The organism is Mesorhizobium sp. M1312, from assembly GCF_040318115.1.
Lineage (GTDB): Bacteria > Pseudomonadota > Alphaproteobacteria > Rhizobiales > Rhizobiaceae > Mesorhizobium.
This window is the reverse complement of sequence record NZ_JAMYLQ010000010.1, coordinates 124,137-149,962: the sequence shown is the minus strand read 5'-3', so window position 1 is coordinate 149,962 and position 25,826 is coordinate 124,137. Positions and strand designations below refer to the sequence as shown.

Below are 25,826 nucleotides of genomic sequence, written 5' to 3'. Positions count from 1 at the left end.
AGTTTCTCAATTCGGCCGACAACTGAGACGTCCGGTGCTCTTAGGCGGGGTAATCATACGAGATGCCTCCCGCAACATCATTTCCCGCATCCATAGGCTTGCCGGATCATTATTGTGAAGCGCAGGCCATTGGACGGCCTCCGTGAATGCGGGAGGAAGTGGCGGCGGAAGTTCGACAATCCGCAGGGGTGTTGACTTTGCGAAATGCTGCGCCAGCCGTAAGGGCATGGTCCCGATGCGGTTGGTGCCTGATAGAACGGGCGGGATCAGGCTAAAGCCCTGTACGACGACCTCGATACGTCTCTCGAAACCGTGCTCGAGCAAATACCGTTCCTCGATGGAGCGCTGCCGGGTGTCCCCGAAATTGAGCACAACCTGCCCCATCGACAAGTATCGCTCGAATGTAAGTGGCTCTGACAGCTGCTTGTTCGTGCCGCAGCCTACGCATACGAGCATATCTTCGAACAGGGCTGCGCGAGGATGTTTCGACATGAACACTTCCGGCATAATTAGAAAATCAACGTCGCCGCGCCGGAGAAGCTCCTCGGGGTCGTCGGAAATAGGCAGACATTCGAAGCGGACGGCGGGAGCTTCCCGCGCAGCACGCTCTACGATCTTCTTAAAAAATACGAGTATGAGGTAATCGGAAAGGATGATGCGGAAGCGACGATCCGATCGGGCCGGGTTAAAAGCGTCCCAGGAAATAATCGATAGCTGGATGTGCAGCAATGCCTCCCGGACTGCTGTGGCGAGCCCCTCCGCGCGCGGTGTCAAAATGAGTTCGCGGCCGTTCATCGTAAATAGCTCATCGCTGAAATAGGCGCGTAACCGAGCGACGGCGGCGCTCATGGCCGGCTGGCTCAGGTTAATACTGCGAGCCGCGGCAGTGACTTTACGCTCCCTGATCAGAGCGTCCAGCACAACGAGGAGATTTAGATCGAGCCCCTTAAAACGCATGTTTTGACCTATCCGACGCGTGGATGGGTATCGCCCAAACAATCAATTTTACGAATGGTGAGTGGCGTCAACGCATCAGCCGACGACGAAAAAGAGCAACTGACAGGAAGTACGGCAAAACCGTGTATATGCAAAGCGCGCCGATATGCAGGCCCATGCTGCCGACCGGACGGCCAAGCATCGCCGGACGAATGAGGTCGATTACATGTGCGAGCGGCAACAAGGAGGCAACGTCCTGAAAAGCGCCGGGCAATTGGTTGACCGGAAACATGGCGCCGCAAAGGAACAGCATGGGTGTTATAACAAGCGTTTGATAAAATATGAAATATTCATAACTGGGCGCAAGCGCCGTGACGACCATCGCTAGACTCGCGAAGGCGAGGCCACTGAGAGCGATGACTGGCAGCAAGCAGAGGATGGATGGCCACGATGTGTAGCCGAGCGTGGTGGCAACAATAGTGATTGCTGTGCCCGCCATCAGGGCCTTGGTGGCTGCCCACGCCAATTCGCCGAGTACGATATCGCCGAGCGTTAGCTGAGTGCATAGCATTCCTTCCCAGGTGCGCTGGTTGTCCATGCGGCCGAAACTCCCGTAAACCGTTTCAGCGGTCGCCGATGCCATCGCGCTTGTGGCAACCATGCCAGCCGCGAGAAACGCAATGTACGAAGTGCCCTCAACAGGACCTATCATTGTTCCGATGCCAAAGCCGAGACCGAACAGATAGATCATCGGATCGGCGAGGTTGCCGAGAACCGATGCAAGCCCGATTTTCTTCCATCCAAGATAGTTGCGGCGCCAAACCGCGACCCAATTCCACGCATTGGCGGGCATGCCCGCCGCATAACGTTCGCCCATTGTTCAGTCCTCCATCTCGCGCCCGGTTAGCCGTAAGAACACATCCTCGAGATTGGGGGGACGCTGCAGAAGGCGCAGACCCGCGCGCCCGCGTAGCTGCACCAGCACCTGCTCCGGATCGGGTGCATAGCAAAAAAGCGTCTCACCGCTCACCTCGATGCGCTGTGCGTACGGCCGGATCAGCGCACCCAGTTCATGCGGATTGCCGCCGTAGACCTCGACCACGTCACAGCCGATCTGCTCGTCAATGAGTGCGGACGGGCGGCCTTCGGCGATCTTGCGCCCCTCCTCCATAACGCACAGCCGATCGCACAGCCGCTCGGCCTCTTCCATGAAATGGGTAGTCAAAAGAATAGTCTTGCCCCGCGCCAGCAGCGATCGCAGCCGTTCCCAGATCAGGTGGCGGGCCTGCGGATCGAGGCCGGTGGTCGGCTCGTCCATCACCAGCAAGTGCGGGTCATTGATCAGCGCACGCGCGAGCGTCAGGCGCCGCTTCATGCCGCCGGACAGTTCGGCGACGCGCGCATCCGCTTTGTTCTCGAGGCGGGCGAACTCAAGCAGCGACGGTATGACCGCTTCGATCTGGCGTCTGCTCATCCGGAAGTAGCGCCCGAACACCAACAGGTTCTCGCGTACAGTGAACGCGGTATCAAGATTGTCGAACTGCGGGACCACGCCGATGCGCATACGTGCCAAACGCGCGCGCGCCGGCACTGGAGCGCCGAGCACAGTAATCTTCCCCGCATCAGGCGATGTCATGCCGAGGACCATACGCGCAATCGTGCTTTTGCCCGCACCGTTCGGTCCCAAGAGCCCGAAGCATTCCCCCGCCGCAACGCGGAACGACAGTCTGTCGACAACGAGCTTGTCATAAGTTTTGCTTACGTCAGTAAGATCGATCGCTACCATGGACATGGGTTCATTTTACCGAGAGGGATGCCAAGACTGGCGGTTGCTTGGTTGCCTGCCGGACCTGAAACTGTGACTCGTCTTCGCCATCCCAGCCGTCGATAACGAACTGATCGACATCACAAGGATTTAGCCCCTGTTCCGCCAAAGCGGCGACAATTGCGTCGAGATTATCGATGGTTTGATAACGCGGATTGTTGTGCCGCTTTTCCTGCTCAACGCAGAAGACGAGCCGTCCATCCTCGACAAGGGCGATCGCCCCATCATGGGTCAGCTTGGTACCACAGATGCGCATAGTGTCTCCACGTTAACGGCGATAGATTCGATTCATCAGGAAGCGGAAAGCGGGTTCCGGAAACGGACGAGCAAGCAGTCTTCGTTGACCGACTTGCCCCGACACTCAAGACGCTCTACCTCGATCAACGTTTCGTTCAGCATGGCGATGACCGGCTCAGCACCAGCGGCGTGACCCCAGCGACGGCAATTAGCATCCCTTGCCGATCCGAAGATCAGATGCCCGCCTGGCGCAAGCACCCGCACCAGGTTTTTGACGGCCGCGCGCATCTCGGCTATGTCTTCGAGGTAGTATAGGACCTCCGCCACAACGATCAGGTCAAACAACTCGTCCGTCGAAAACTGTTGAACATCGGAGACTATCCAGTTGATGCGCGACGGCTCCTTTATCCGTTGACGTGCTCGAGCAATCGCTTGCGCCACGACATCGATGACGGTGAGCCCTTGGCAGTAGGGGGCTAGTTTTTCCGTGAATGCGCCGGCAGCGCACCCGACTTCGAGGGCATTTGTAATGGAGCCTTGGGCAAGCGCCAGCTGGAGCATTTGCGTGTGGCGCTCCCGCTCGAACGGATTGCCGTCGAGGCGCCACGGATCGTCTGCGGCCAATTCCCGATCGAGCAACTGATGATTCATGTTCTGGGTCAAACTCGTCCACCTCTCGTCCACCTAGGTAATTAGCGATCACTGGTCGCCGCAAATGTTGCCCGAAGCGCTAATCCCGAAGACGTAGGGACAGCAGAGCTTCGCGACAGCCAATCGCTATTGCTCAATGTACACAGCGCGTAGGCCTTCAAGGGAAGTAAGAGAAAGATGTTGATGAACGTGTGCAGGGAAAAGCCCAGAAATCGAAACTGTCGAGCGCGAAATGCTACCACGCTGCATCGGAGCATGGTCATGGACACAATCATCAATCCTGTCCACCAAGGCACAGTGCCTGTCAGTGCGAAATGTGCGAGGCCCGTTAGTACCGATAGGGCGAGGAGTAGCGGCCCGAGATTCTGTCCGACCACGTCCAACGTGAGATAGCTATTGAGGCCGGGCAGCAAGCGCAGCCCAAGCAGCGTGTCCCGGAATGTGCTTCGTGCCCAACGGAGTTGTTGGCGCAGATACGGTCCGAGTCTGTTCGGAACGACTGTGGCCGCGATGGCGCTCGGAACGTACTCGGTTCGAAAGCCTGCTTTCAGCATGAGGATAGTGAGATGGCGATCCTCACCGAAGTCGCTTGGCTTGCCCCGAAAAAATTGCGACTCGTACTGGTCCAGTAACAAAAGGAGCGCAGACCGGCGGTACATGGCACATGGGCCGCAACAGCACATAACGGCACCGAAGCGAGCCTGTGCCGCGCGCTCCTCGTTGCAAGCCAGCCAGTACTCCATGTCTATCAGCCTGGTCAGCCAGCTCTCGCTCCGGTTACTGGCCGTCAACTGACCCATGACCGCGCCGACCGCTGGATTTCGCATCTTCGGTACAAGCTTGGTAATGACGTCGGACGCGAGTATCGTGTCTGAATCAACGTTAAGCACCATATCCCCGGATGAGCGGCGTATCGCGGCGATCTGCGCCTTGCGCTTTCCAACATTCTCAGGAAGCAAAATGATGTCGAACCTAGGGTCGCGCGCGTAGGTTTCGTGGACAGTTCCTACGGCTTCGCGATTTCCAGAACCGTCATCAACCACATAGACCCGAAGTCTTCCGGCGTATTCTTGGTCTGCAATGGAAGCCAGGCACTCTGAAAGCGTGCCCGGATCCTCGTTGAAGCAGGGGACGATGACATCCACGCTGGGCAGTTGATCGGAGCCGACGAGATCCTCCAACGCCGATGAGTCGTTTGTCGGCAGAGCATAAAGCCCCTGCATGCTCTTATAAGCAGTCGAGAGCAGCGCATAAAGCGATATGGCGACAGTGCTGGTTGTACCAAGAAGAGTCATGGGATCTCGTTTGTTCAGTGATGTTGGGGAAGTGAGCGGATTACAAATCCGCGTTCATGCAGTGCTGGAATCAGCCGGGACAGCGCCGTGACCGTCTGGTCGCGCAGACCGACGTGAGCGCCTTGGCTCAACTCGCCGGGAGGGCATCCGTCGTGCAAGAGTACGATTGCGCCCGGCCGGACAGAGGCGAGCACTTTATCGATAATCGCGCCGACCCCAGGGCGAGACCAATCTCGAGGGTCGACGGACCAATGGAGGGCCGCCAGCCCGGCGATCTGTGACGCTGTGAAGACTTCTTCGCTCCAGGCGCCATAGGGCGCGCGAATATAGCGCACCGAGGCCTGCGGGCATGCCCTCGTGATGGCGCCGTTCGCTCCAAAGACCTCACGTTGCACTTCGCCGAAGCCGCATTTGTTCAGATTCGGATGAGTCATCGTGTGGTTGCCTAGCTCGTGCCCTTCTGCAAACATTCGTTGGACGAGATCCGGGTGCTCTAAGGCGTAGGCGCCGATGACGAAGAAAGTCGCCGGCACCCGCTGCTCTGCCAGCACATCGAGAATCTCCGGTGTGAAAAGTGGATTGGGACCGTCGTCAAACGTCAGATAAACGCTGCGACGGCCGGTGCCGTCAGAGCACTCACGGCGCACTTCGTACAAGCAATCGGGACGGCTCATAGCTCTGGTCCGTTCCGATCGATCATCGTGCCCGTGGGCCAATCGCTGATCGGCCGTCCAACTGGCAGAACAATGGTGAGTGCGTCATCGATGCGTGTGGGCGGCAGGTCGAGGCGCGCCTCTGGTCGGGTGGAGCGCACGCGAATTCCCGACAAAACGGCCAAAGGGCTGTATCGCCGCCCGAACCTCTCAACATGATTCCGCAGCGCGTCCCGGACCGTTCCGAAAGCGAATGGAACGCCAAGCTCCTGCAGTATTGGAAGCATGACATGGATTGAATGGGCGATTCCGAGACCCTCAAGGTCCGGACGTACCCCGTACAGGCCCAGCTCAGCCACCAACAGGTCGACGGCGTCAACCTTGATGAAACGGCGCAGTACGCCCATGTGAGCCGCTACACCGCTCGAATCATAGGCGATTACGCGGAGTTCAGGCCTGGCTCCGGCCCAGCTTCGACTACCTTCGAACGGTTCTGCGTTGGACGCCCCGGTCGGCCCGTAGGTATTACGAAAGAACTCGGCGAGCTCGACGTGATCGGAGAGCTGCAACTCGTTTTCCCAGCACAACTTCCACTGCACCTGAGGGCGCATTCAGGACCTCTCTTCATATTAGTTTGTTGCGGGCCGCATTACCCGGCCAAAGCGGCGGCGTTGTTGGCTGCACTCAACCGTTGTCGTTAGCGAAGGTGAGCCAGCCGGTCGGGCTCGCAAATGAGCTCTCTCGATGTTCCCGCCCGTGTCGCGGCGCCGTCGATTTTAGCTTGACGTCGGTCATTTACGTTCCTCTAATGCATGGTTCGTAAATTCGTAAAATTGATTGTTTAGATGGTACCCATCCACACGCTGGATAGATCAGGGCATGCGTTTTAAGGGGCTGGATCTAAATCTCCTCGTTGTGCTGGACGCTCTGATCAGGGAGCGTAAAGTCACTGCCGCGGCCAACAGTATTAACCTGAGCCAGCCGGCCATGAGCGCCGCCGTCGCTCGGTTACGCGCCTATTTCAGCGATGAGCTATTTGCGATGAACGGCCGCGAGCTCATTTTGACACCGCGCGCGGAGGGGCTCGCCCCAGCAGTCCGGGACGCATTGCTGCACATCCAGCTATCGATTATTTCCTCCGACGCCTTTAACCCAGCCCAATCGGTTCGTCTCTTCCGAATCATGCTTTCCGATTACCTCACGCTCGTATTTTTTAAGAAGATCGTAGAGCGTGCTGCGCGGGAAGCTCCCGCCGTCCGCTTCGAATGTCTGCCTATTTCCGACGACCCCGAGGAGCTTCTCCGGCGCGGCGACGTTGATTTTCTGATTATGCCGGAAGTGTTCATGTCGAAACATCCTCGCGCAGCCCTGTTCGAAGATATGCTCGTATGCGTAGGCTGCGGCACGAACAAGCAGCTGTCAGAGCCACTTACATTCGACCGATACTTGTCGATGGGGCATGTTGTGCTCAAATTCAGGCACACCCGGCAGCCCACCATGGAGGAATGGTATTTGCTCGAGCACGGTTTCGAGAGACGTATCGAGGTCGTCGTACAGGGCTTTAGCCTGATCGCGCCCGTCCTATCAGGCACCAACCGCATCGGGACCATGCCCTTACGGCTGGCGCAGCATTTCGCACAAACAACACCCCTGCGGATTGTCGGACTTCCGCCGCCACTTCCTCATCCCGCATTCACGGAGGCCGTCCAATGGCCTGCGCTTCACAACACTGATCCGGCAAGCCTATGGATGCGGGAAATGATGTTGCAGGAGGCATCTCGCCTGGCGCCTTTGCTTGAAAGCTATTGAGCGTCTCGGGCACGCCGGATCCGACCTTGCCGTTGTTGGTACCGAATTGACTGCCGCCTCCGATTTCGCGTGCGAAGTCCCAGAAGAGATTTAGCCCCACCTAAACACCGCCTGTAAGAATAATGCCGTTGATCAGCATGTTAGGCGCGCGCCGGCACGTGTTACCACCACATTTTGGGGCTGATCTCAGGCGAGTTGTTCGTCGAGGTTGTGTGGCAGAGCGATGCCAGCTGCCTTCAAGACGTTGCCCACTTTGGCCGTACGTGGTGGTGACGACGCGAGCATCCTTTTCAATGGTGGCTTCCTGGAGGCGGTCGCGATCGCGTAGGAGCGGTTGCCATTCGGGCGTCAGGCCTTGGCCCGGCAGAGCGGCGCAGTTCCTTGCTGAGTACGATGGCCAGGAACGAGCAGAACACATGCCCGGGTTGGTACTGAATTGACTGCCGCCTCCGATTTCGCGTGCGAAGTCCCAGAAGATGTTTTGCCCCACTTAAATGCCAACTTTGCCGGCCTTGCCGCGGCTTTTCACGCGCAGCCAGGCGGGGAGATGGCGGTCGACGAGGTCGACCAATGGACTGCCGGCCTCGCTCGGCTACTGGCGTGAGGCATCCTTGACGACACCGCCCTGCACCGACAACGTCGAGGATGTTGGCAATGAAGCCGGTCGAGGTCGACGCTGCGGATGTAGGCAATTTACCTCGCGCTTCCGCCTGAACGCGCGGCCGATCCGTTCACCCAATCGGCGCTTCATCCTGGGCCGCGACTGAGGCCTATGGGGTGCGGCTACCCCGCGTGGATCGGATCATCAATCAACTTTCTCTCATCTATGAAAGGAAACTCCCCGCTTACGATAGAATCCAGTTTCATATATTTTCCGGCAGATGGATGTCGAACGGCAGAAATGTCTGTCCTGGTGTTTCAGCGGTGCCGGTCTCGATAGCCCGCGTCATCAGCGTTATCAGCTCCTGGGAAAGCCGGCGCATTGGCGTGGCGACCGCCATCGTGATGATGTTATCTGCGAGTGCCGCCCGAGATTCCGGCGTGATTTCATTCACGATCGCGACGAGATCCCGACTTTTGCCCTCTTCCCGGACCGCGGAGATGGCGCCCTCCATCCCGCCGCCGGCGACATAGAAGCCGACGAGCTCGGGTTCCCGCTGCATGAGGTCAAGCGTTGCCTCGTAGGTGATCTGCCGTTTCTCGAGGTTCACGAGCGGATCGAGCACCTCGAACATCGGCGCGTTCTCACGGCAATAGGAGCGAAAGCCGACGTCGCGGAGCTCGTGCCCCTGGAAACGATGGCTGCCCACAAACACCGCCACCTTGCCGGGCCGTTTTGCGACTTTGGACACCATCCAAGCGGCCGTGCGTCCCACCTTGCGGTTGTTGAGGCCGATATAGCCCTGTCGCACGCCGGCGGCGAAATCGGAAAGCAGCGAGAAAACCGGAATGCCTTTGGCCTTGAGGTCCTCAACCGCTGCTGTAATTTTCGGGTGGTCCGGTGCCACCATCGCGATCGCATGGCAGCGTGCGCCCAAATCCTTGAGCGGTGCGATCAGGTCGCTGGGCATATGTGACGGGGCGAATTCGATGAGCGGAATGCCGTGGAAGGACTGGGCCAAATTGACCGACGCTTCGACCTCGCGCGCAAAGTCTTGGTAGAAATGCTGGGCCGGTTTTCTCAAGATGAAGCCCAGACGGTAGTGCGGAAGGTCTCGCCGCAAGCGCTGCTTGATGAGCCCCGCGGCATGATAGCGGATCGCGTGGGCGGCGTCGTGGACCCGCCGCGCGGTCTCCTCGCGCACCGGATGGCGGGCGTTCAGAACCCGATCGACCGTTGCTACGCTGACTCGGGCTTCGCGGGCGAGATCGGCAATTGTGGGGCGCTTGGTCATGGGTCCTGTTCTGATTGGTTTTTGGCGCAGGCTGGCTCTCTGTCACCTAGCGCGATTCGACAATGGTTTCGGGTGGCAAAGTGAAGACGTCCGCATACTGAACAGCGTATTGGACGAACAGCACTCCAGACGTAGACCGGCCGGGTATAACGGAAGGTTCATTCGCTTAGGGGGGCGACGATTTGCACTCACACATTTAGCGCTTCTGATACATGGTCCGTGAGGCGCCGTTTAGAGCCTGCGAGCCGATCGTTCAGGTCATGTGACCAGCCAGGCGACTTAACCGGTCGCGGTGTGTCGACCTACTCGGCGGAGGGTAGCCGGTCTGATGCCTCGGCAAGTTGATGACCGGAGAAGGCGGCTTTCATCTGCGCTCGGTCCAATTCTCCTTCCCAACGGGCGACGACGAGGGATGCCACTGCGTTACCCACGCAATTCGTCAGTGCCCGGCATTCGGACATGAAGCGGTCGATGCCGAGAATCAGTGCCATCCCCGCAACGGGAACACTCGGAACTACGGCGAGCGTAGCAGCCAGGGTGATAAAGCCCGCACCTGTCACACCTGCAGCGCCCTTGGAGGAAAGCATCGCAACGAGCAGCAGCAGCACCTGATCGCCGATTGACAGATCCGTGTTCGTCGCCTGCGCGATGAAGAGGGCCGCCAGCGTCATGTAGATATTGGTGCCGTCCAGATTGAACGAATATCCGGCCGGGATGACGAGACCCACAACCGAACGCCTGGCGCCGGCCTTCTCCATCTTCTGGATGAGCGAGGGAAGCGCGGCCTCCGAGGAGGACGTTGCGAGCACAAGCAGCAGCTCTTCCTTGATGTAGCGAATGAGAGAAAAGATCGAAAAGCCGTTGTAGCGGCAGACCGCGCCGAGAACCCCGAACACGAAGAGGAAGGCGGTGAAATAGAACGTCGCGACCAGCATCGCGAGGTTGACGACCGAACCGATGCCATATTTGCCGATGGTGAAGGCCATTGCGCCGAAAGCGCCGATCGGGGCGGCCTTCATCAGAATGCCGACGAGCTTGAAGACAGGCGCGATGAGCGCCTGAAGGAACGAAACGACAGGCTTGCCCGTCTCTGCGGCCATCGCCAGCGCCATGCCGAACAGAACCGAGAAGAACAGCACCTGCAGGATGTCGCCATCCGCGAAGGCGCCGACAATCGTTGGCGGGATGATGTTCATCAGGAAGCCGGTGACCGACTGCTCGTGGGCCTTTGCGGCATAGGTATTCACGGCCTGGACATCGAGCGAGGCCGGATCGATGTTGAGGCCGGCGCCAGGCTGGACGACATTGGCGACGATGAGGCCGACGATCAGCGCGAGCGTCGAGAAGGTGAGGAAATAGACCATCGCCTTGCCGGCGACCCGGCCGACCTTGTGAAGATCGTTCATGCCGGCAATGCCGGTCGCAATTGTCAGGAAGATGACAGGCGCGATGATCATCTTGACCAGCTTGATGAATGCATCGCCCAGCGGCTTCAGGCTCTCGCCGGTCCCCGGATAGAAATAGCCAATTGCGACGCCGAGGGCGATGGCGACAAGCACCTGGGCGTAAAGCTTGGCATAGAAGGGTTTGCGGGGCGCGGGACTCGCGCCGCGGACTTGTGCAGCTGACACTGTTTCTCTCTCCCTGACCGGATCGAGGTGGGGTGACTTCTCCCGGGCTTCTCCCTATCGCGGCGCTCCGGTCGAACGCTGCACCAACGCCGCCGCAATACCCATGCCAAATGAATCCGCATGAGCTGAACTGACCGTGGCCAATAATCGGATCTGAAGAACGCGGTGGCACAAGACGCGATTGACAGGCCGCCGTCCGACACGCCGTTGATGTTCTCCGGCAGATTGCCGGCGGTCGATCTCTCTGGGTTGCGGTTTTGCTGCACATCGTGGTGCGCCCCTCGGTTTTGCCGACTTTGGACGGGCCGTATCGCTGGCACGAGAGCGGACAATTGCCGTGCTCTTTGCCCCGCTAATGCTGCAGCAACAGCTTGGAAGCGACGTCGAGACGTAGAGATTGACGCCGCTGGTCGTGACCGCGACGATGCGGTTGCACGGCCCCGCAGTTTGCGCTTGGCGCGGTCACTCGCTCGGGCACCGCATCGCCGGCGCAGGTATTTCTGTCGTTCAATATCGCCGACACAAATTAGAACTGATAAATTCTATCATGGGCCCCGAGGTTTCCTTTCACGAAAGAAAGAAAGCTCGATTGACTATCCCGCCTCGCTCCGGTCTTTTGAATCAACGTGCGGTTGCTCCCGGTGTAAGCCGAGAACGTGGCCAAGCTTCGTGGAGGGAGAGCCAAGCGATGCGTCAGGGGGTCGACCCGCTTTGCACTCGACCAGATGGCGGCGGCACGAGTTCACGTCAGAGCATTTTCGCGCTTGCCCCGCGACGTCGCGGGCGCACATGCCGCCGGCATTCATTTCATGCCGCGAGATCGAGGATCACATGCACCACAACATTCGCAAATCAGAACCAAATGCCGGCGAGTGCCGCATATCGCTTCCGGATGCGAAAAAGGGTTACCCAAAGTCCGAGACGAATCCTGCGGATGTGGCATTCCACGAGCGCGTGCTCATCGGCATCTCCGAAATATCGAAAGTACTCACCGACCCCGCCCGGCTCGAAGTCACGTTGGCCAAGGTCGTTGATCTCCTGCGCTCGTTTGTGCAGATGCGGCACGGCATCATCGCTCTCTGCGACGCGGAGGGCGTACTGGACATCACCGTGGCCACTGGCTGCGACAAGAACAGCAATGAGCGCTCCCGGTCGCGCCTGCCGCGCAACGCAATCGATCAGATTGTGACGACGGACATGCCGCTCGTCGCCGAGGACATAGCGATGCATTCGGCCTTCACTGCCGCTGACATAGAGGTGCTTGGGGCCTCCGACACCGTGTCGTTCATCGGCGTTCCCATCCGTGTTGATGGGAACGCCGTAGGCACGCTGACTATCGACCGCCTCTTGGACAGCAGGTCAAGGTATCGGCTCGATTATGATGTCCGGCTGCTCACCATGATTGCCAACATGGTGGGACAGACAGTCAAGTTGCATCGCTTCTCCGCGGGCGACCGCGAGCGACCGCCGGCGTTGGAAGATCGGCTGCAAACGAAATTCTCTGATGTCACGCACCCAGCACGGCAGCGCAAGAAGGTTCACGTCGAGGGGATGATTGGCGACAGTCCGGCGCTAAGCGCGCTGCTCGAGAAGATCGCGGTGATAGCCAAGGCAAAGACCACGGTTCTGTTGCGAGGCGAATCTGGTACCGGGAAGGAGTTGGCTGCCAAGGCAATTCACGAGTTGTCGCCGCGCGCCAAGCGGCCCTTCATCAAACTCAATTGTGCAGCGCTGCCAGAGACAGTCCTGGAATCCGAATTGTTCGGTCATGAGAAGGGTGCCTTCACAAGCGCGTTCAATTCCCGCAAGGGGCGCTTTGAGCTCGCCGACAAGGGGACGTTGTTTCTGGATGAGATCGGCGAGATCTCGGCCTCGTTCCAGGCAAAGCTGCTGCGCGTGCTGCAGGAGCAGGAGTTTGAGCGCGTCGGCAGCAACCAGACCATCAAGGTCGATGTTCGCGTGATTGCCGCCACGAACAGGAACCTGGAAGAGGCGGTTGCAAGGAATGAGTTCCGCGCCGACCTATATTATCGCATCAACGTGGTTCCCTTGCTGGTGCCGGCGTTGCGCCAAAGGCGCAGCGATATTCCGCTCCTCGCAGCTGAGTTTCTCAAGAATTTCAACGATGAGAACGGCCGTACGCTCACCTTCGATCCGCGTGCGATTGAAGTGCTGATGAAATGTGAATTTCCCGGCAACATTCGCGAGCTTGAAAATTGCGTGCACCGGACAGCGATCCTGGCGGCGGGACTATCAATCGGGAGAAACGACTTTGCCTGCTCCCAGGGCCAATGCTTTGCCGAGGCGCTGTGGGAGAGCAGATCGGGCAAGGCCGCGCTGCAACCAGCGCCGATCCTGCCGGAGCCAGTGAAGCCGGCCACGCCGCCGGATGCGGCCGCTCGTTCGGCCGAAACTATAGTCCCGCCTGCCGGCGCAACCCACCCGATTGGCGCGAGGACCACCGACGTCGAGCGCGTCATTGCTGCCATGGAAAGATGTGGCTGGGTGCAGGCAAAGGCGGCGCGCCTGCTTGGATTGACGCCGCGCCAGATTGGCTACGTGCTGAGGAAATACGGCATCGAGATCAGGCGTCTGTGAAAGCATGACTCAGGCGATTAGCTCAGACCGCTTAGCACTTTAGCCCCGCGCAGGGATGCAGATCTGCGTCGGCGTCAAGTCGATCCGACCGAGGACAGCCTGGCCCAATTCCCGGCAGCCGGCGTTGCGACCATCCTGTGAAAGGCAGCGCTGCCATCGTCAATCCCGTCCGCCATGTTGCTCTCGTTGCGAGCTCATACGGATGCCGCTCTGCGACTGAAACGGAGATAAGATATGTCCGATGCAAAACTGCAAACTGTGCTTTCGTCTCTTCCGCAAGTGACGCGACAGTTAGATCCTCTGCCGTCCAACGGACCAGCGCCGGGTAGAAGTTTTGTCAAGCTGAATACGAATGAGAACCCGTTTCCGTTGCCGCCAATCATAATGCAAAGTGCAGTGGCGGCCCTCAAGCGCCAGTATCTATATCCGGACGACGATAACATCAGATTGAGGGAAGCAGCGTCCCATACCTATGGCCTATCCAGGGATCAGGTCATCGCAGGCAACGGGTCGTCTGAACTGCTCGGACTCATCTACAGAGCTTTCCTCGCCCCTGGCGACAAGGTGGCGATGATCTCGCCTGGGTTTTCGTTCAACCGCAAACTTGCCATGTTGCATGGTGCTGAGTTTCTGGAGATCGGATGTCAAAATCATTCGCTACCAATGGAGCAAATGCTTTCCGGTCCGGCAAAAGACGCCAAGTTCATTCTGTTGGCCAATCCAAACAATCCGACCGGAACATTCCTCCCGATAAGCGATATCGAACGCCTCGTAGCACAATCGGACCGCCTGGTCGTCCTTGATGAGGCCTACGTCGACTTTGCGCCCGATCACGGGCTGCGCCTCGTCAACCGTTATTCGAACCTTCTGATCTTGAGAACATTTTCGAAGAGCTATGCCGCCGCCGGCATTCGCGTCGGTTTCGGTTTTGGTCACCCTGAAATTATTGGCAGGCTGCGCAACATCCAGAACGTCTTCAACATGAACGTGATCGGGCATGCGGTTGGTATCAGCGTGCTTGCGCATCGCGGCGCCTACGCAGAGAACCACAAGCACATCAGACATGAACGACAGCGAGTGACAGCCGCACTGTCGCAACTTGGATTTTCCGTAACGCCCTCCCACGCAAATTTCTTGCTAGCCCGTGTGCCAGCGGGACAGGACGGCTCATGGTGGCAAGCAGCCTTGAAAGGGCAAAAGATACTCGTTGCCTACTTTCCGGACAATGGTTTGGAACATTGCATCCGCGTCAGCATCGGCACAAAAGAGCAGCTGGACGCATTTCTTGCTGCCGCTGGCGATATAGTTGGAAGCTTAAACATACCAAGCACCACGGGCAGGGGAGCGTCAGGCTCTGCTTGTTCGGTACGCTGACCCTAATCCGATATCACACATTGCTATCTTTAGACTTGCTTGGTCACCCAAGCATGACAACATTTTTCTTTAAAATCGGGGACAATATCGAGTGACAAACGTCTTTCCTTCAAACCTAGCCTTCGGCATCTTCGATCATCTGGACGAGGACGGCCGCGATATCGCCCGGCAGTACGAAGATCGCCTGATATTAGCAGAGGCGTGCGATCAGCTTGGGTTCTATGCCTATCATCTCGCAGAGCACCACTGTACCCCCCATGGGAGAGGTCCATCGCCAAATCTGTTCTTATCGAGCGTCGCCCAGCGCACCCGGCGCCTGCGTCTCGGACCCTTGGTGATGCTGCTTGCGCTTTATCATCCGCTGCGTGCGTTCGAAGAGATCTGTATGCTGGACCAGTTGAGCGGTGGCAGGCTCGAACTGGGCATAGGGCGCGGTGCTCTCCCGATCGAATTGGGTTACTTCGGGATTGGTGCGGACGCGGTGCCGGGCCGCTATGCGGAAGCCAGCGAAATTCTTATTGAAATACTTGTTAATGCGATGAAGGTCGGCACCCTGTGCTATCAAGGCCACCATTTTGAGCTCAATGACGTTCCTTTGACGCTAAGACCTCATCAGCGTCCACATCCGCCGACATGGGTCGCTGCCAATCGACCCGAGTCCGCAGCCTGGGCCGCTGCGAATGGAGCAAATATCGCGTGTGTAGGACCTTCCTCTTTTGTTCGCAAAACTACGGATGCCTTCCGCGCCTATCGAGAGGACAACACTGACACGGGCGATCAAGCACCATTTATTGGATTGCTCCGAATGGTGGTGATTGGGCGTTCCGAAACAGACGCGTATTCGATCGCGGCACCTGCTTACGAACGATGGCTCAAGAGCTTCCAATTCCTTTACGACCTTAATGCCATCCCGACTCCACCAAACCTGCCGCTGACCTTCGATGCGGCAATAGAGCGTGAATTGTGCGTGGTAGGATCAGCAGAATCTGTGCGAAAAGTTCTGTTGGATCAGTTGGAAGAGGCAGGTGCCAACTACCTGCTTTGTCAACTGGCATTTGGAAATCTGCCGCTCGATGCTTCCCTGTACACCGCGACGACCATTCAATCCGAAATCATGGCTCGACTTGGCTGACCATGAAATTCGCGGTCTGATCTGAAGGTAAATCGTTGTAACAGCGCTCCCTCACATCCACGTGCTCGAGCGTGCACGTGGTGGGGATTGGGCAATCGTGAGGGAGGCCAAACTGACGACGAACCGGGGGCGCAGATTGCCGGGTTTGTGCGTTGGCCGGCGTCTGGGCCACGGTGTGAGCCTGCACGATCCTAAGGAGATGATTGCCGAGCGCGCCACGGTGCCGGCACGCGTCTGCTCGTCGCGCTCGCGCTAGGCATTGCCCATAGCCCGCCGCAGAGGGTTCTTCTCGACCGGGGCGGCGCCGGTGGCGGCTCCCGCATCCAGCTTCATCAGCGGCTCGGCGGTAGCAAAGCCGTCACTCGCTACGGCGCTGTTGAGGGCGCGCTCGCGAGCGGCTTTGCTACGCCGAGCGACACCACCTGGAGCGAGTTCGCCCATGTCGCGGGGTGCACCGCGGTCGGATAACGACGCTGGAGGAAATCGTTCGCAGCCGGTCTTCACGATCTGCGCGCGTGCTTTTCATGAATGCTGCCTGCTTCCTCGTCTGCGGGGGCCTGAGTGTCCGCCGGCACGCCCGAAGTCAATGCCAGTACCACAAGGCCGCCAAGATGATCAGGTCTGGCAGCCGGCTTGTACGGTCGGATCGTGTTCGGGAATATCGTCGAAGGAGGCGTAGTTGAGATTGTAGAGTTTGGAATACAGGCCCCCCATGGCTATTAGCTGATCGTGGTTTCCAGTCGCAATAACTTGGCCATTCTGAAGCACGATGATGCGGTCGGCACCCCGGATCGTGGCAAGACGGTGGGCGATGACGAGGCCAGTGCGCCCTTCAAGCAGCTTTATCAGAGCCTTCTGAATCTGCATTTCCGTGTAGCTGTCGATGTTGGCGGTAGCTTCGTCGAGCACGAGGATCTTGGCGTCAGCGACGAGGGCGCGAGCGAAACTGATGAGCTGGCGCTGGCCGAGAGATAAGTTGTCGCCGCGTTCGCCAAGTTGGGTCTCATACCCGTCGGCGAGGCTCATGATGAAGTCGTGCGCACCGACCGCCTTGGCGGCCTCGATCACCTTGTCGCGCGTGGCTTCCGTCTTGTGGTATCGAATGTTCTCGAAGACCGTCCCGGTGAACAGGAATGGCTCCTGCAGCACCATGGCGACCTGGCGGCCGAGCGATTCCTGGGTGAGATCGCGCACATCATGTCCGCCGACCAGCACTTGGCCCTGCTGAACATCATAGAAGCGGTGGACCAGGGCCATCGCGCTCGATTTGCCAGAACCGCTCGGCCCGACCAGTGCGACCGTCTCGCCGGGATTGACCCGGAAGGAGACATTTTTCAGCACCGGACACTTGGGATTGTAGCCGAAGCTGACGTCCCTGAACTCGACCGAGCCGTCCATTTCGGGCGAAAGCACCTCGGCATTGGGTTTGTCCTGAACATCGATCTTGACGTCGAGCACATCGGTCAGGCGCTTGCCTGAGGCCATGGCGCGCTGCATGATCGAATATTGCAGGGTGAGTGAGCGGATCGGGTCAAAGAAGCGCTGGATGTAAAATAGGTAGGCAACCAATACGCCCACATCTATGCGGCCATTCATGACCATCGAGCCGCCGACCACAATAACGGCGGCCATGGCGAGGCCGGTGAGGCCATCGACGATAGGCACCATGACCAGTGCATATTTGGCAGCGATCAGGTGGGTCCTGAGGTTGGCATGGGCCTTGTCGTCAAAAAGGATGAAATTCACCTGCTGGCGGTCCATGGACTGGACGGTGCGCACGCCGTGAATGGCTTCGGCCAGCGCGCCGTTGACGACGGAATTAGTCTCGTGTGCAGCCATGAAGGCGGCGCGGGCACGCGGCAGCCAGACAATGCGGACGATCACCAGGACCGGCAGAACCGAGAGCGTCAGGAGGCCGAGGCGGAAGTCGAGCCACAGCATTACGAAAACGATGCCGAAGAGAAGCGCAACATCGCCTACGGAATATACCGAGGTTTCGAGGAATTCCTGTATGGAGTTGACGTCGCCTTGCAGGCGCGACATGAGGCGTCCGACCTCGGTCTTGTCCATGAAGGAGAGCGAAACCTTCTGCAGATGGCCAAACATGGCGCGGCGGATGTCGAACAAGACAGTTTCGGCCACTTTCCCAACCACGGTTTCCTGCATGTAGCCGGCAGCGAAATTGACCAAAATCGCCAAAACGAACGCGCCGACGGCCGCAAGCTGGGCTGAGCGATCGGTCCTTGCCGGGTTCATGCCCTGGTCGAGCGCGTAGCGGATGATCAACGGGATGAGAAGCTGCGTCCCCGTGAAGATCAGCATTGCTGCAATCGTGATGACTACCCTGGCCCGATAGGGACGGACGAAGGCCCAGATGCGCCGGAGGATGCTCTTGTCGAAAGCCCGGCCGAACATCTCTTCCTCGATGCGGTGCGAGCCGACAACCGCGCGCGGAGGGCGTCTGCCGTCGTCACGTTCGGCTTCGAGTTCGCCGGCGCGGCCCTGCGCCATCAGCGGGCGCCTCCATACTGGGTCATAATGTCGTCACCCGGGCGCGTCTGGAGATCGTAAAGGGCCCGGTAGCGTCCCCGCTTCGCCAAAAGCTCTTGATGCGTGCCGCGTTCTACGATTTCGCCGTTATCGACAAAAAGGATCTGATCGGCGTGCATAAGCGCACTCAGCCGGTGCGCGATGATGATCGTCACCCGATCCTTGGCGAAGCGCCGCATCGCCGCGCGGATGCGCTGCTCGGTGCCGGCATCGATCGCGGCCGTTGAGTCGTCGAAAACGACGACGGAGGGGCGCAGCATCATGGTGCGAGCAATCGTGAGACGCTGGCGCTGGCCGCCAGAGAGAGAGACGCCGCGCTCGCCCACGACCGTCTCGTAGCCTGCTGGGAGCCCGAGGATGTAGTTGTGGAGCTGGGCGAATTCGCCAGCGCGTTCTATTCGCTGTCTCTTCGCCCAGGGATCGCCATAAGCGATGTTGTTCTCGATCGTGGTGGTGAATAGGAATGCATCCTGCTGTACGACGGCGACCGCCTTGCGAAGCGTCGCGAGGGTGACATTGCGTATGTCCTGGCCGTCCAGCGTGATGGCGCCACCGGTCACGTCGTAAAAGCGGGGGACCAGATGAGCCATCGTCGATTTGCCCGAACCCGGCGGACCGACGATCGCGATCGTCTCGCCTCTACGGGCCTCAAAGCTGAGGTTCTTCAGAATGGCGCGGTTTTCGGCGCTGGGGTAAGCAAACGAGACGTTGTGGAAGCGCAGAGTGCCGTCGCTTATCTCGAGCGGTCTGGCCTCGAGAGCATCCCTGATTGTGATCTCCTGGTCGAGGAGACCGAAAAGCCGCGAACCGCAGCTAGAAGCGCGGGCAAAGGCATTGACCATGAGGCCGATCTGGCGGACTGGCATTTGCAGGATTGTCATGAAGGTCAGGAAGGTCGCCACCGTTCCGACGCTGATCTCGCCAGCGACGAGCTTGCTGCCACCGATCCAGAGCACCAATCCCATTGCGAAAAAGAAGGACAAGGTCATCGCCGACGTGCTGGGCACGTAGATGTCAACTCGGTCGCGGGCGAGGTCGAGCGCGTTCTTGGAAGCGCCGTCGAACTTCAGCATCTCATAGGCTTGAGCCGCAAAAGCGCGGACCACGCGGATGCCTGCGAGATTTTCCTCCATCACGCGGCTTAGTACCGAAAGCCGCTCATGCAGGTCGAGCCAGGTGGCGCGCAGCCTAAGCTGTGTGGCCGATGAGCGCCAGGCGACAAAAGGCACGAAGCTCAGCGCGACCAGGCCGAGCATGGGATCGGTCGAGATCATCATGTAGGCGCCGATCCCGATCAGCATGGTGAGCAGGAGCACGCGAACGAGCGCGGTGGAAAAATACATCCGCACGCCTTGGAGATCGAGCATTCCGATGGTGATCAGATCGCCTGAATGGACCCGGTCGTGAAAGGAAAAGCTGAGACGCTGGATCTTGTCGTAGTAGGCGAGCCGCAGTTCGTACGCGACATGATGCCCGACGGCTTCGGCAAAATAGTTCTGCGCCATCGTGAAAAGGCCGCGTAGCGCGCTGACGGCGAGCAGCAGGAGAGCAGGGGTCCAGAGCGCTTGTCCTGCCGCGGTCCCCGCGACACCGCCCCCGATGGCTGTCTGGGTCAGGTCGACGGCCCGGCCGAGAAGCTGGGGAATTAGCAACTGGAGGATTGCCGCCAGGACCGTCGAGCCCATAGCGAAGGCGACCTGCCAGGGGTGCCGCAAATTCATACGCGTGATGCGCAACAGCGTACTCAAATCCCGGCCCCAGCGCGCCGCTTCCACATGGGTCAACGAATTCACAGCGTTCGTTGCGCTGCCGATAGCATCACTGCTCACGGGTGTATTCCCGACTGCATTTTGCGCCTTCGAGGCAAGCCGAAGGACCAATCATCAAAGGGGCCCGCCATTGTTAATCCTGTCCACCACCTGCAGCAGTGCCCGTTCCAATAAGCCGAGCCGCGGCTTCACTTACTGGCATGTCGATCACCGTGATTCCGCTTGCCGCAAGGAAACGCGCTTCGTTTCTGGTCAGCGTTTCCGCGTCCATTACCGCGCAATGTGGACCTCGGGAGCGCTTCATGATCTGCCTGGCGTAGGTGCGCAGCATCTGATCGTTGAAGCGGCAGCCAACGAGGAAAAATCCACGGGTGATGCGCCGTTCCTTCACTAGGTCTGGGATCGGTGTCTGGATATCGATTTCGGTCAGGACTTCGACATAGTCGGAATCTGCGACGAGAAAGTTTTGCGCCGGCCTAATACTCCCGTGAGGTGTATAGAGAACCGTCTTTGCCCCCGATCGGGGGTCGAGTTCCCTCCCGGACAGATCGTAGGTTTTCGTCCAAATGTCCCGGATTTCGTTCGCCCGCGTGACGCCTTGTATCTCAACGACGTCCGTTCGGCCGGTCTCTACGAGAGCCGTGCGCATCGCGCCGTCGTACCAGCTGTCGACGATGAGAGAGAGCGGCAGCCTTGCGAGCCAGGCGTGGAGGAGGGTCGGCGCCACCGGCGCTGCGAATATGTCGGTCATCCAAGCTTGAAGCGTCCGGCGATGCCGGCGCTGTTCGATGAACTGCGCAACCGACCACATATTGGTGCGGATCCTGGAAGGGGCTGGCGCCCGTGCATTGAGTGCCGCGGCAACGACCTCCGGCGTATGCGGCACAGGCGGTTCCGCACAGTTGAATCCAAGAAGACCCGGACCGAGATAGGGGATCACCTCGTCGCCGGCGAGCGCTTCCTTCGCCAGGTCAAGCAGCTTTTCGGCAAAACTGTCCCGCACGATGACGAGGTGGCCCGATGTCAGGATCGTGTTCATGCTCGTTTCCTCGCGACGCACCTTATCAAGGGGCAGCATCAGTCCTCTTCGGAAACCTTCCTTGCCTCGACGGTGATCGGCAGACGCGTATCCCGTGGAAGGTCGGGTAGGAGGAGCCGCCACCCGTTCCTGAGCGTCACAGTTCCGCCCCACAACTCTTCCTTCTCAAGCTTGATGATCGGCTCTTCGAGGTCCTTTTTGGGGACATACGCCGACAAGCCAGCATCGGTCCTGCGGATCATGACTTTCATCTGGCCGTCCCTTCATTGGTATTGTTTTCAGCACTGCAGGGCGCCTCGGCTTTGTCGAGGCTCATCAGTTCACGCGCTCGCATGCCGACGACGGTGCCACGGTCGATCCATTCGACCGCATAGATGAAGAACTGCTGGAGAAAGGTGCCAATGTCGCGCACATATCCCTCGTCGCCCTTCCGCACGAGATTTTCGCCGATCTCCCTGCCAGGATAGGTGCCGTCATTCTTTATGTGGCGAGTGGCACGTACCCGCTCTCCCGGCATGAATCGTGGAGGCCTGCGGATTTCGACCTCCTCTTCGCGTCCAAGCGACATGTCCGTTCCCTGATTTCTCTTGAGGCTGCAGATTGTGAACAAAGGCGTTCCAGGCGTCCTGCGAAGGCATCCCCGACCATGTCGGCAGCCCAATGTCCGTCACGCAGGAACACAGGTCTTCGGCACCGGGCATACCGAGGCACATTGATGCGCATCGAAGACCCCCTCGCACTCGGTGCACTTGTGCGGCTCGATCACGTAGCTCTCGCCTTTGAACTTGATCGCGCCGGAAGGACATTCGAATTCGCAGGCGCCGCATTGGGTGCATTGGGATGCGATGATCTTGAAAGCCATTTTAACTCCTGGTCCGAATGAATGAGACAGCTCAGGCCGTCGCCGCGAGTGCGGGGGTCCCACACGCGGCGGCGTAAATCGCGCTGATTGCGGTCTCGATATAGTCATGGGCATAAGCGTCGGTGGCTCGGATTCCAGCGTCCGCGAGCTGATCCTGCGGGCAATTTCCGATCTTGGCGCACAGCACGAAATCTATGCCTTCAAGCGCTGCGATGACGCCATCGAGGGCGGCTTCTCCGCCCCAGCCGCCGAGGCAATACTGCTCCACCTTCCGATGCCCGACAAAGCTGATCCCTCTCGGCGAGGCTTGATAAACCTGGAATTCCTTCGCATGGCCGAAATGTTCATTGACGCGGCCGCCGCCCTTAGTCGCCACGGCGAAGAGAACGGACTTGCTGGGGCCCGCTGCCTTGATCATTCCGATCGCTTCTCTCCTAGCCGCCACGTGATCACGGCGCTCCTCCGCGACCAACTCCCGATAGGCCTTGCGTTTGCTGGCATCGTAAGTGACCTCGCCGGGAATCCGGTCGGCGATGAATTCCTGGCCACGATCTTCTCCGAGCAGGCCGACGGCATCTGCCCGGCACTGCCGGCAGTGGCGCATCAACTGGGCGCCGCCTTCGACACGATCCTGAAGAGCCTTCATCTCCATTGCGTTTGGGCCGCGCTGCCCGCTCAGTCCGTAGTGTGTGCCGTGCGCCGGGTCCGAAATCAGCGGCATGAGGTTGTGCAGGAACGCGCCTCGCTCGTTGACCCATCTATTCACCTCGATCAGATGCTCATCGTTCACGCCGGGGATCATCACCGAATTGATTTTTGTGAGGATGCCGCGCGCGGTCAGCATCTCCAGACCCAACATCTGCCGCTCGTGCAGGATCCGGGCGGCTTCGATGCCGACGTAGCGGCGATGGTCGTAAAAGATCCAAGGATAGATCTTTGCACCGACCTCAGGGTCGACCATGTTGATGGTGATCGTCACGTGATCGACATTCATGTCGGCAAGCTCATCGACATGGTCCGGCAGCGCGAGCCCATTCGTGGAGATGCAAAACTTGATGTCTGGGATTTCCCTCGCGACTCGTTCGAACGTTGCCTTCGTCTTCTTCCAGTCGTAACAGGCATCGCCCGGTCCGGCGATGCCGAGCACAGAGAGCTGCGGCACCTCGTTGGCGACCGCGACCACCTTGCGTAGCGCCTGGTCGGGCGTCAGCTTTTCGGAGACCACCCCAGGCCGGCTTTCGTTGGCGCAGTCATATTTGCGATTGCAGTAGTTGCACTGGATATTGCAGCCGGGCGCGACCGCGACGTGCATGCGCGCGAAATAGTGATGCGCCTCTTCTGAAAAGCAGGGGTGATCCTTGATCTTCTCCCAGATAGCCGGATCCGTGTCGTCCGGTTTTATCGACGAGCCGCAGGACGAAGATGCGCAGCCACCGGCTTTCACGGTGGCAAGCAACTGGTCACCGAATGTCGTGCTGGGGCTCTCAAGCGAAATTGCCGGTGCGGACATCGAACGGCTCCGTTGCTGGGTGAATGTCGCAGTTCAAACCGCAAGAGCTATGCCAGCTCAAAGAGCGGTTTTGGTTCACGAATTGGCTTTCGTGTCGGATTCCGTCGGATTGCTCCGACACACCTTTGTCGGGCTTCCGACAGTGGACAAGCAAATCGGGTCGCGAAGGCTACCAGCCTTGGGCGCGCAGAGTGTGAGGGAGACTACTCCGGGCTTACGTTTGACGTCATCACGACGTCTAGAATTTCTTCACCTCGATACCATGCCGGCGCAGGGCGTAGCCGATTTGCCGCGGCGTGAGGCCGAGGATACGAGCCGCCCTGGCCTGAACCCAACCGGCCTTGTCCATCGCGTCGATCAGCCGGTCGCGTTCCGTCAGACGCGGGGGACAAGCGGGATCGTTCGGATCGCCGGCCGTAAGGGGAGATACCTTGCCTGCGGAGGCACCGATGCGACTGGCCGGCAGCCGCAATTCGACCGGCACTGCGTTGACCCGTGCGAGATCGTCGATGGCATTGCCGCCATTCGAGCGGTCGGCTCGCTTCCAGAGGAGCCAGGAAAGGCACTGGCTCTTCTTACAGGCGAAATCGGATGGCGTGATCGTCCGTGAACGCGCAAGTGTGGCCGTCCTTTGGACGCAGTTCTCCAGCTCGCGGACGTTACCAGGGAAGTAGCATTGCGAGATCAGGTCAAGCGCCGACGGCGCGAAGGCGAGTGCGCGATCGTTCTCCTTGTTGAATCGGTTGAGGAAGGCGTTCGCAAGGCGTGGAATATCGCCGGGTCGCTCTCTCAGCGGAGGCAGAATAATTGGCACCACATTGATGCGGTAATAAAGGTCGGCCCTGAACTCCCCTTTTATGACGGCCGTCTCGAGGTCCTTGTTGGTGGCGCATATGAGGCGCACGTCGACCTGTAGCGTTTTGGTGCCGCCGACTCGCTCCAACTCGCCTTCCTGCAAGACACGCAACAGCTTGGCTTGAAAGGCCGGCGAAATCTCGCCGATTTCATCAAGTAGCAGCGTTCCCTCATTTGCCAATTCAAAACGACCGGCGCGCTGGGAGATAGCACCCGTGAAAGCGCCCTTTTCATGCCCAAACAGTTCTGACTCCAGAACGCTTTCAGACAGTGCGGCGCAGTTCAATTTGACGAAAGACTTCTTCCTCCGACGTGAGAGCTTATGGATGGCTTGCGCAAAAAATTCCTTGCCGGTGCCGCTTTCACCCCGCAGAAGCACGGTGGAATTTGTCCCTGCTACGACCGAGACGGTTTCGAGCACCTGCTTGAGTGCGGGGCTTTCCCCGATGATCCCGTCGATTTTGACATCCGCATGCCGGGCAGGGTCGTAGGTCCTCGCCTCGTTGGGCGATTTCTCCGGTCTGAATTGCTCATGGACAGACAGCTGACGATCTGTACGCAGGATGCGATGGAGACGGATGGTCCGGCCGACAAGGTTGGCGACCATCGTCAGGAAGTATGTGTCCTCGTCGTCGCGAAAGTCGGTGGCGCCGTCTCCGGCGCGGTCGATCGACAATGTCCCAAGGATCTTATGATCAGCCTTTAGCGGGATACCGATAAAGGCAATTGGGATGGTACCGCTGCTTGAAGACGTTTGAAGGTCAGCCTGAAATAGTTGGGACTTGCGGACGTCCGGTATGAAGAGCGGCGTCCCCGTAGCGACGATTTGATCGGTTACGGCCTGTGGTATGACGCGGCGAGTGCCTGATTGAGGTGCGTGGGTATTGCCGGCAGTTGCGGCAATCTCCGGCTCTCCTTCAGCGTCCAGGACGACGATTGCTCCGTGACGCATCTGCAGAAACGATGGCAGGATGTTCACGACATTGGCGAGCGTAATCTCCAGCTCGCTGGGGGCGGTCAGCACCTTCGATATCTCGTAGAGTCCCCTGAGCGCGATATCTGCTTGGGGCATGCTTTTGATGGGCGGTTCAGGGCGGGTATCCCGAGGTGCTACCTCGTCGACCCGATCTTGCGGTACGTGAGCCATGGAAACACCTCAGGGGTTGTCGTCCAGAGTGCTCCTCCTTTTGTATCTGAGTCTGAAT

At 59.0% G+C, this 25,826-nt stretch carries 22 protein-coding genes and 2 pseudogenes; 4 read left to right on the top strand and 20 right to left on the bottom strand.

Annotated features, from left to right (window positions below; translation table 11 throughout):
• Positions 1-6 precede the first annotated feature (6 nt).
• From NKH36_RS14515 to NKH36_RS14480, 8 genes and pseudogenes are all read right to left on the bottom strand, one after another.
• Positions 7-957 (bottom strand): LysR family transcriptional regulator, encoded by a 951-nt coding sequence (locus tag NKH36_RS14515; RefSeq protein ID WP_352959260.1) that lies wholly within the window; start codon positions 955-957, stop codon positions 7-9.
• 67 nt (positions 958-1,024) lie between these two features.
• On the bottom strand, positions 1,025-1,813 hold the full coding sequence (locus NKH36_RS14510) for an ABC transporter permease (RefSeq protein ID WP_352959258.1): 789 nt from the start codon (positions 1,811-1,813) through the stop codon (positions 1,025-1,027).
• Between the two features lie 3 nt (positions 1,814-1,816).
• A complete protein-coding gene (nodI, locus tag NKH36_RS14505) occupies positions 1,817-2,728 on the bottom strand; it encodes a nodulation factor ABC transporter ATP-binding protein NodI (protein WP_023719311.1) in 912 nt (303 codons plus the stop codon).
• Positions 2,729-2,771: 43 nt separating this feature from the next.
• Positions 2,772-3,017: pseudogene (locus tag NKH36_RS14500) on the bottom strand (carbamoyltransferase N-terminal domain-containing protein); the annotation flags it as partial.
• A 35-nt stretch (positions 3,018-3,052) separates the two neighbouring features.
• Positions 3,053-3,649 carry a nodulation methyltransferase NodS gene (gene nodS / locus NKH36_RS14495; protein ID WP_352959332.1) on the bottom strand — a complete coding sequence of 199 codons (597 nt, stop codon included), beginning with the start codon at positions 3,647-3,649 and terminating at the stop codon, positions 3,053-3,055.
• Positions 3,650-3,690: 41 nt separating this feature from the next.
• Positions 3,691-4,944, bottom strand: a complete 1,254-nt coding sequence (gene nodC, locus NKH36_RS14490; RefSeq protein ID WP_352959256.1) for a chitooligosaccharide synthase NodC — start codon at positions 4,942-4,944, stop codon at positions 3,691-3,693.
• A gap of 14 nt (positions 4,945-4,958) precedes the next feature.
• Positions 4,959-5,618, bottom strand: a complete 660-nt coding sequence (gene nodB, locus NKH36_RS14485; protein ID WP_352959254.1) for a chitooligosaccharide deacetylase NodB — start codon at positions 5,616-5,618, stop codon at positions 4,959-4,961.
• Positions 5,615-6,208 (bottom strand): NodA family N-acyltransferase, encoded by a 594-nt coding sequence (locus NKH36_RS14480; RefSeq protein ID WP_352959253.1) that lies wholly within the window; start codon positions 6,206-6,208, stop codon positions 5,615-5,617. Before NKH36_RS14480 ends, nodB begins: the two co-directional genes overlap by 4 nt.
• Positions 6,209-6,476: 268 nt before the next feature.
• Between NKH36_RS14480 and NKH36_RS14475 the strand changes: the two genes are divergently transcribed.
• Positions 6,477-7,406: a LysR family transcriptional regulator gene (locus NKH36_RS14475; protein ID WP_352959251.1), complete on the top strand. Its 930-nt coding sequence runs from the start codon at positions 6,477-6,479 to the stop codon at positions 7,404-7,406.
• Between the two features lie 186 nt (positions 7,407-7,592).
• Here NKH36_RS14475 and NKH36_RS34830 read toward each other — a convergent pair.
• From NKH36_RS34830 to NKH36_RS14465, 3 genes and pseudogenes are all read right to left on the bottom strand, one after another.
• Positions 7,593-7,828 (bottom strand): annotated as a pseudogene (locus NKH36_RS34830) (IS1634 family transposase); the annotation flags it as partial.
• A gap of 441 nt (positions 7,829-8,269) precedes the next feature.
• Positions 8,270-9,301 carry a LacI family DNA-binding transcriptional regulator gene (locus NKH36_RS14470; protein WP_352959249.1) on the bottom strand — a complete coding sequence of 344 codons (1,032 nt, stop codon included), beginning with the start codon at positions 9,299-9,301 and terminating at the stop codon, positions 8,270-8,272.
• A gap of 302 nt (positions 9,302-9,603) precedes the next feature.
• Complete coding sequence (locus NKH36_RS14465; protein ID WP_352959247.1) at positions 9,604-10,932, bottom strand: dicarboxylate/amino acid:cation symporter; 1,329 nt, start codon at positions 10,930-10,932, stop codon at positions 9,604-9,606.
• Between the two features lie 831 nt (positions 10,933-11,763).
• Here NKH36_RS14465 and nifA (NKH36_RS14460) point away from each other — a divergent pair.
• The 3 genes from nifA (NKH36_RS14460) to NKH36_RS14450 all read left to right on the top strand — a co-directional run bounded on the left by nifA (NKH36_RS14460) (position 11,764) and on the right by NKH36_RS14450 (position 16,036).
• Complete coding sequence (gene nifA, locus NKH36_RS14460; protein ID WP_352959331.1) at positions 11,764-13,530, top strand: nif-specific transcriptional activator NifA; 1,767 nt, start codon at positions 11,764-11,766, stop codon at positions 13,528-13,530.
• Positions 13,531-13,764: 234 nt separating this feature from the next.
• Positions 13,765-14,904 carry a histidinol-phosphate transaminase gene (gene hisC, locus NKH36_RS14455; RefSeq protein ID WP_352959245.1) on the top strand — a complete coding sequence of 380 codons (1,140 nt, stop codon included), beginning with the start codon at positions 13,765-13,767 and terminating at the stop codon, positions 14,902-14,904.
• Positions 14,905-14,995: 91 nt separating this feature from the next.
• Positions 14,996-16,036 (top strand): LLM class flavin-dependent oxidoreductase, encoded by a 1,041-nt coding sequence (locus NKH36_RS14450; RefSeq protein ID WP_352959244.1) that lies wholly within the window; start codon positions 14,996-14,998, stop codon positions 16,034-16,036.
• A 252-nt stretch (positions 16,037-16,288) separates the two neighbouring features.
• Here NKH36_RS14450 and NKH36_RS14445 read toward each other — a convergent pair whose 3' ends face one another.
• From NKH36_RS14445 to nifA (NKH36_RS14405), 9 genes are all read right to left on the bottom strand, one after another.
• Positions 16,289-16,477: a hypothetical protein gene (locus NKH36_RS14445; protein WP_352959242.1), complete on the bottom strand. Its 189-nt coding sequence runs from the start codon at positions 16,475-16,477 to the stop codon at positions 16,289-16,291.
• A gap of 174 nt (positions 16,478-16,651) precedes the next feature.
• The gene (locus NKH36_RS14440) at positions 16,652-18,547 is read right to left on the bottom strand and encodes an ABC transporter ATP-binding protein (RefSeq protein WP_352959240.1); all 1,896 of its coding nucleotides are present in this window, start codon (positions 18,545-18,547) and stop codon (positions 16,652-16,654) included.
• A complete protein-coding gene (locus NKH36_RS14435) occupies positions 18,547-20,415 on the bottom strand; it encodes an ABC transporter ATP-binding protein (RefSeq protein WP_352959238.1) in 1,869 nt (622 codons plus the stop codon). The genes NKH36_RS14440 and NKH36_RS14435 overlap by 1 nt, the downstream gene beginning before the upstream one ends.
• Before the next feature lie 73 nt (positions 20,416-20,488).
• Positions 20,489-21,394 (bottom strand): SIR2 family NAD-dependent protein deacylase, encoded by a 906-nt coding sequence (locus NKH36_RS14430; RefSeq protein WP_352959236.1) that lies wholly within the window; start codon positions 21,392-21,394, stop codon positions 20,489-20,491.
• Between the two features lie 38 nt (positions 21,395-21,432).
• Entirely contained in the window at positions 21,433-21,645 is a 213-nt protein-coding gene (nifT, locus tag NKH36_RS14425; RefSeq protein WP_023678250.1) for a putative nitrogen fixation protein NifT, read from the bottom strand.
• Positions 21,642-21,962 carry a nitrogen fixation protein NifZ gene (locus NKH36_RS14420; RefSeq protein WP_352491475.1) on the bottom strand — a complete coding sequence of 107 codons (321 nt, stop codon included), beginning with the start codon at positions 21,960-21,962 and terminating at the stop codon, positions 21,642-21,644. The genes nifT and NKH36_RS14420 overlap by 4 nt, the downstream gene beginning before the upstream one ends.
• Positions 21,963-22,061: 99 nt before the next feature.
• Positions 22,062-22,256, bottom strand: coding sequence for a 4Fe-4S dicluster domain-containing protein (locus NKH36_RS14415; protein ID WP_352959234.1), 195 nt, complete (start codon positions 22,254-22,256; stop codon positions 22,062-22,064).
• Positions 22,257-22,287: 31 nt separating this feature from the next.
• A complete protein-coding gene (gene nifB, locus NKH36_RS14410) occupies positions 22,288-23,766 on the bottom strand; it encodes a nitrogenase cofactor biosynthesis protein NifB (RefSeq protein ID WP_352959233.1) in 1,479 nt (492 codons plus the stop codon).
• 238 nt (positions 23,767-24,004) lie between these two features.
• Positions 24,005-25,768, bottom strand: a complete 1,764-nt coding sequence (gene nifA / locus NKH36_RS14405; protein ID WP_352959231.1) for a nif-specific transcriptional activator NifA — start codon at positions 25,766-25,768, stop codon at positions 24,005-24,007.
• Positions 25,769-25,826: the final 58 nt, after the last annotated feature.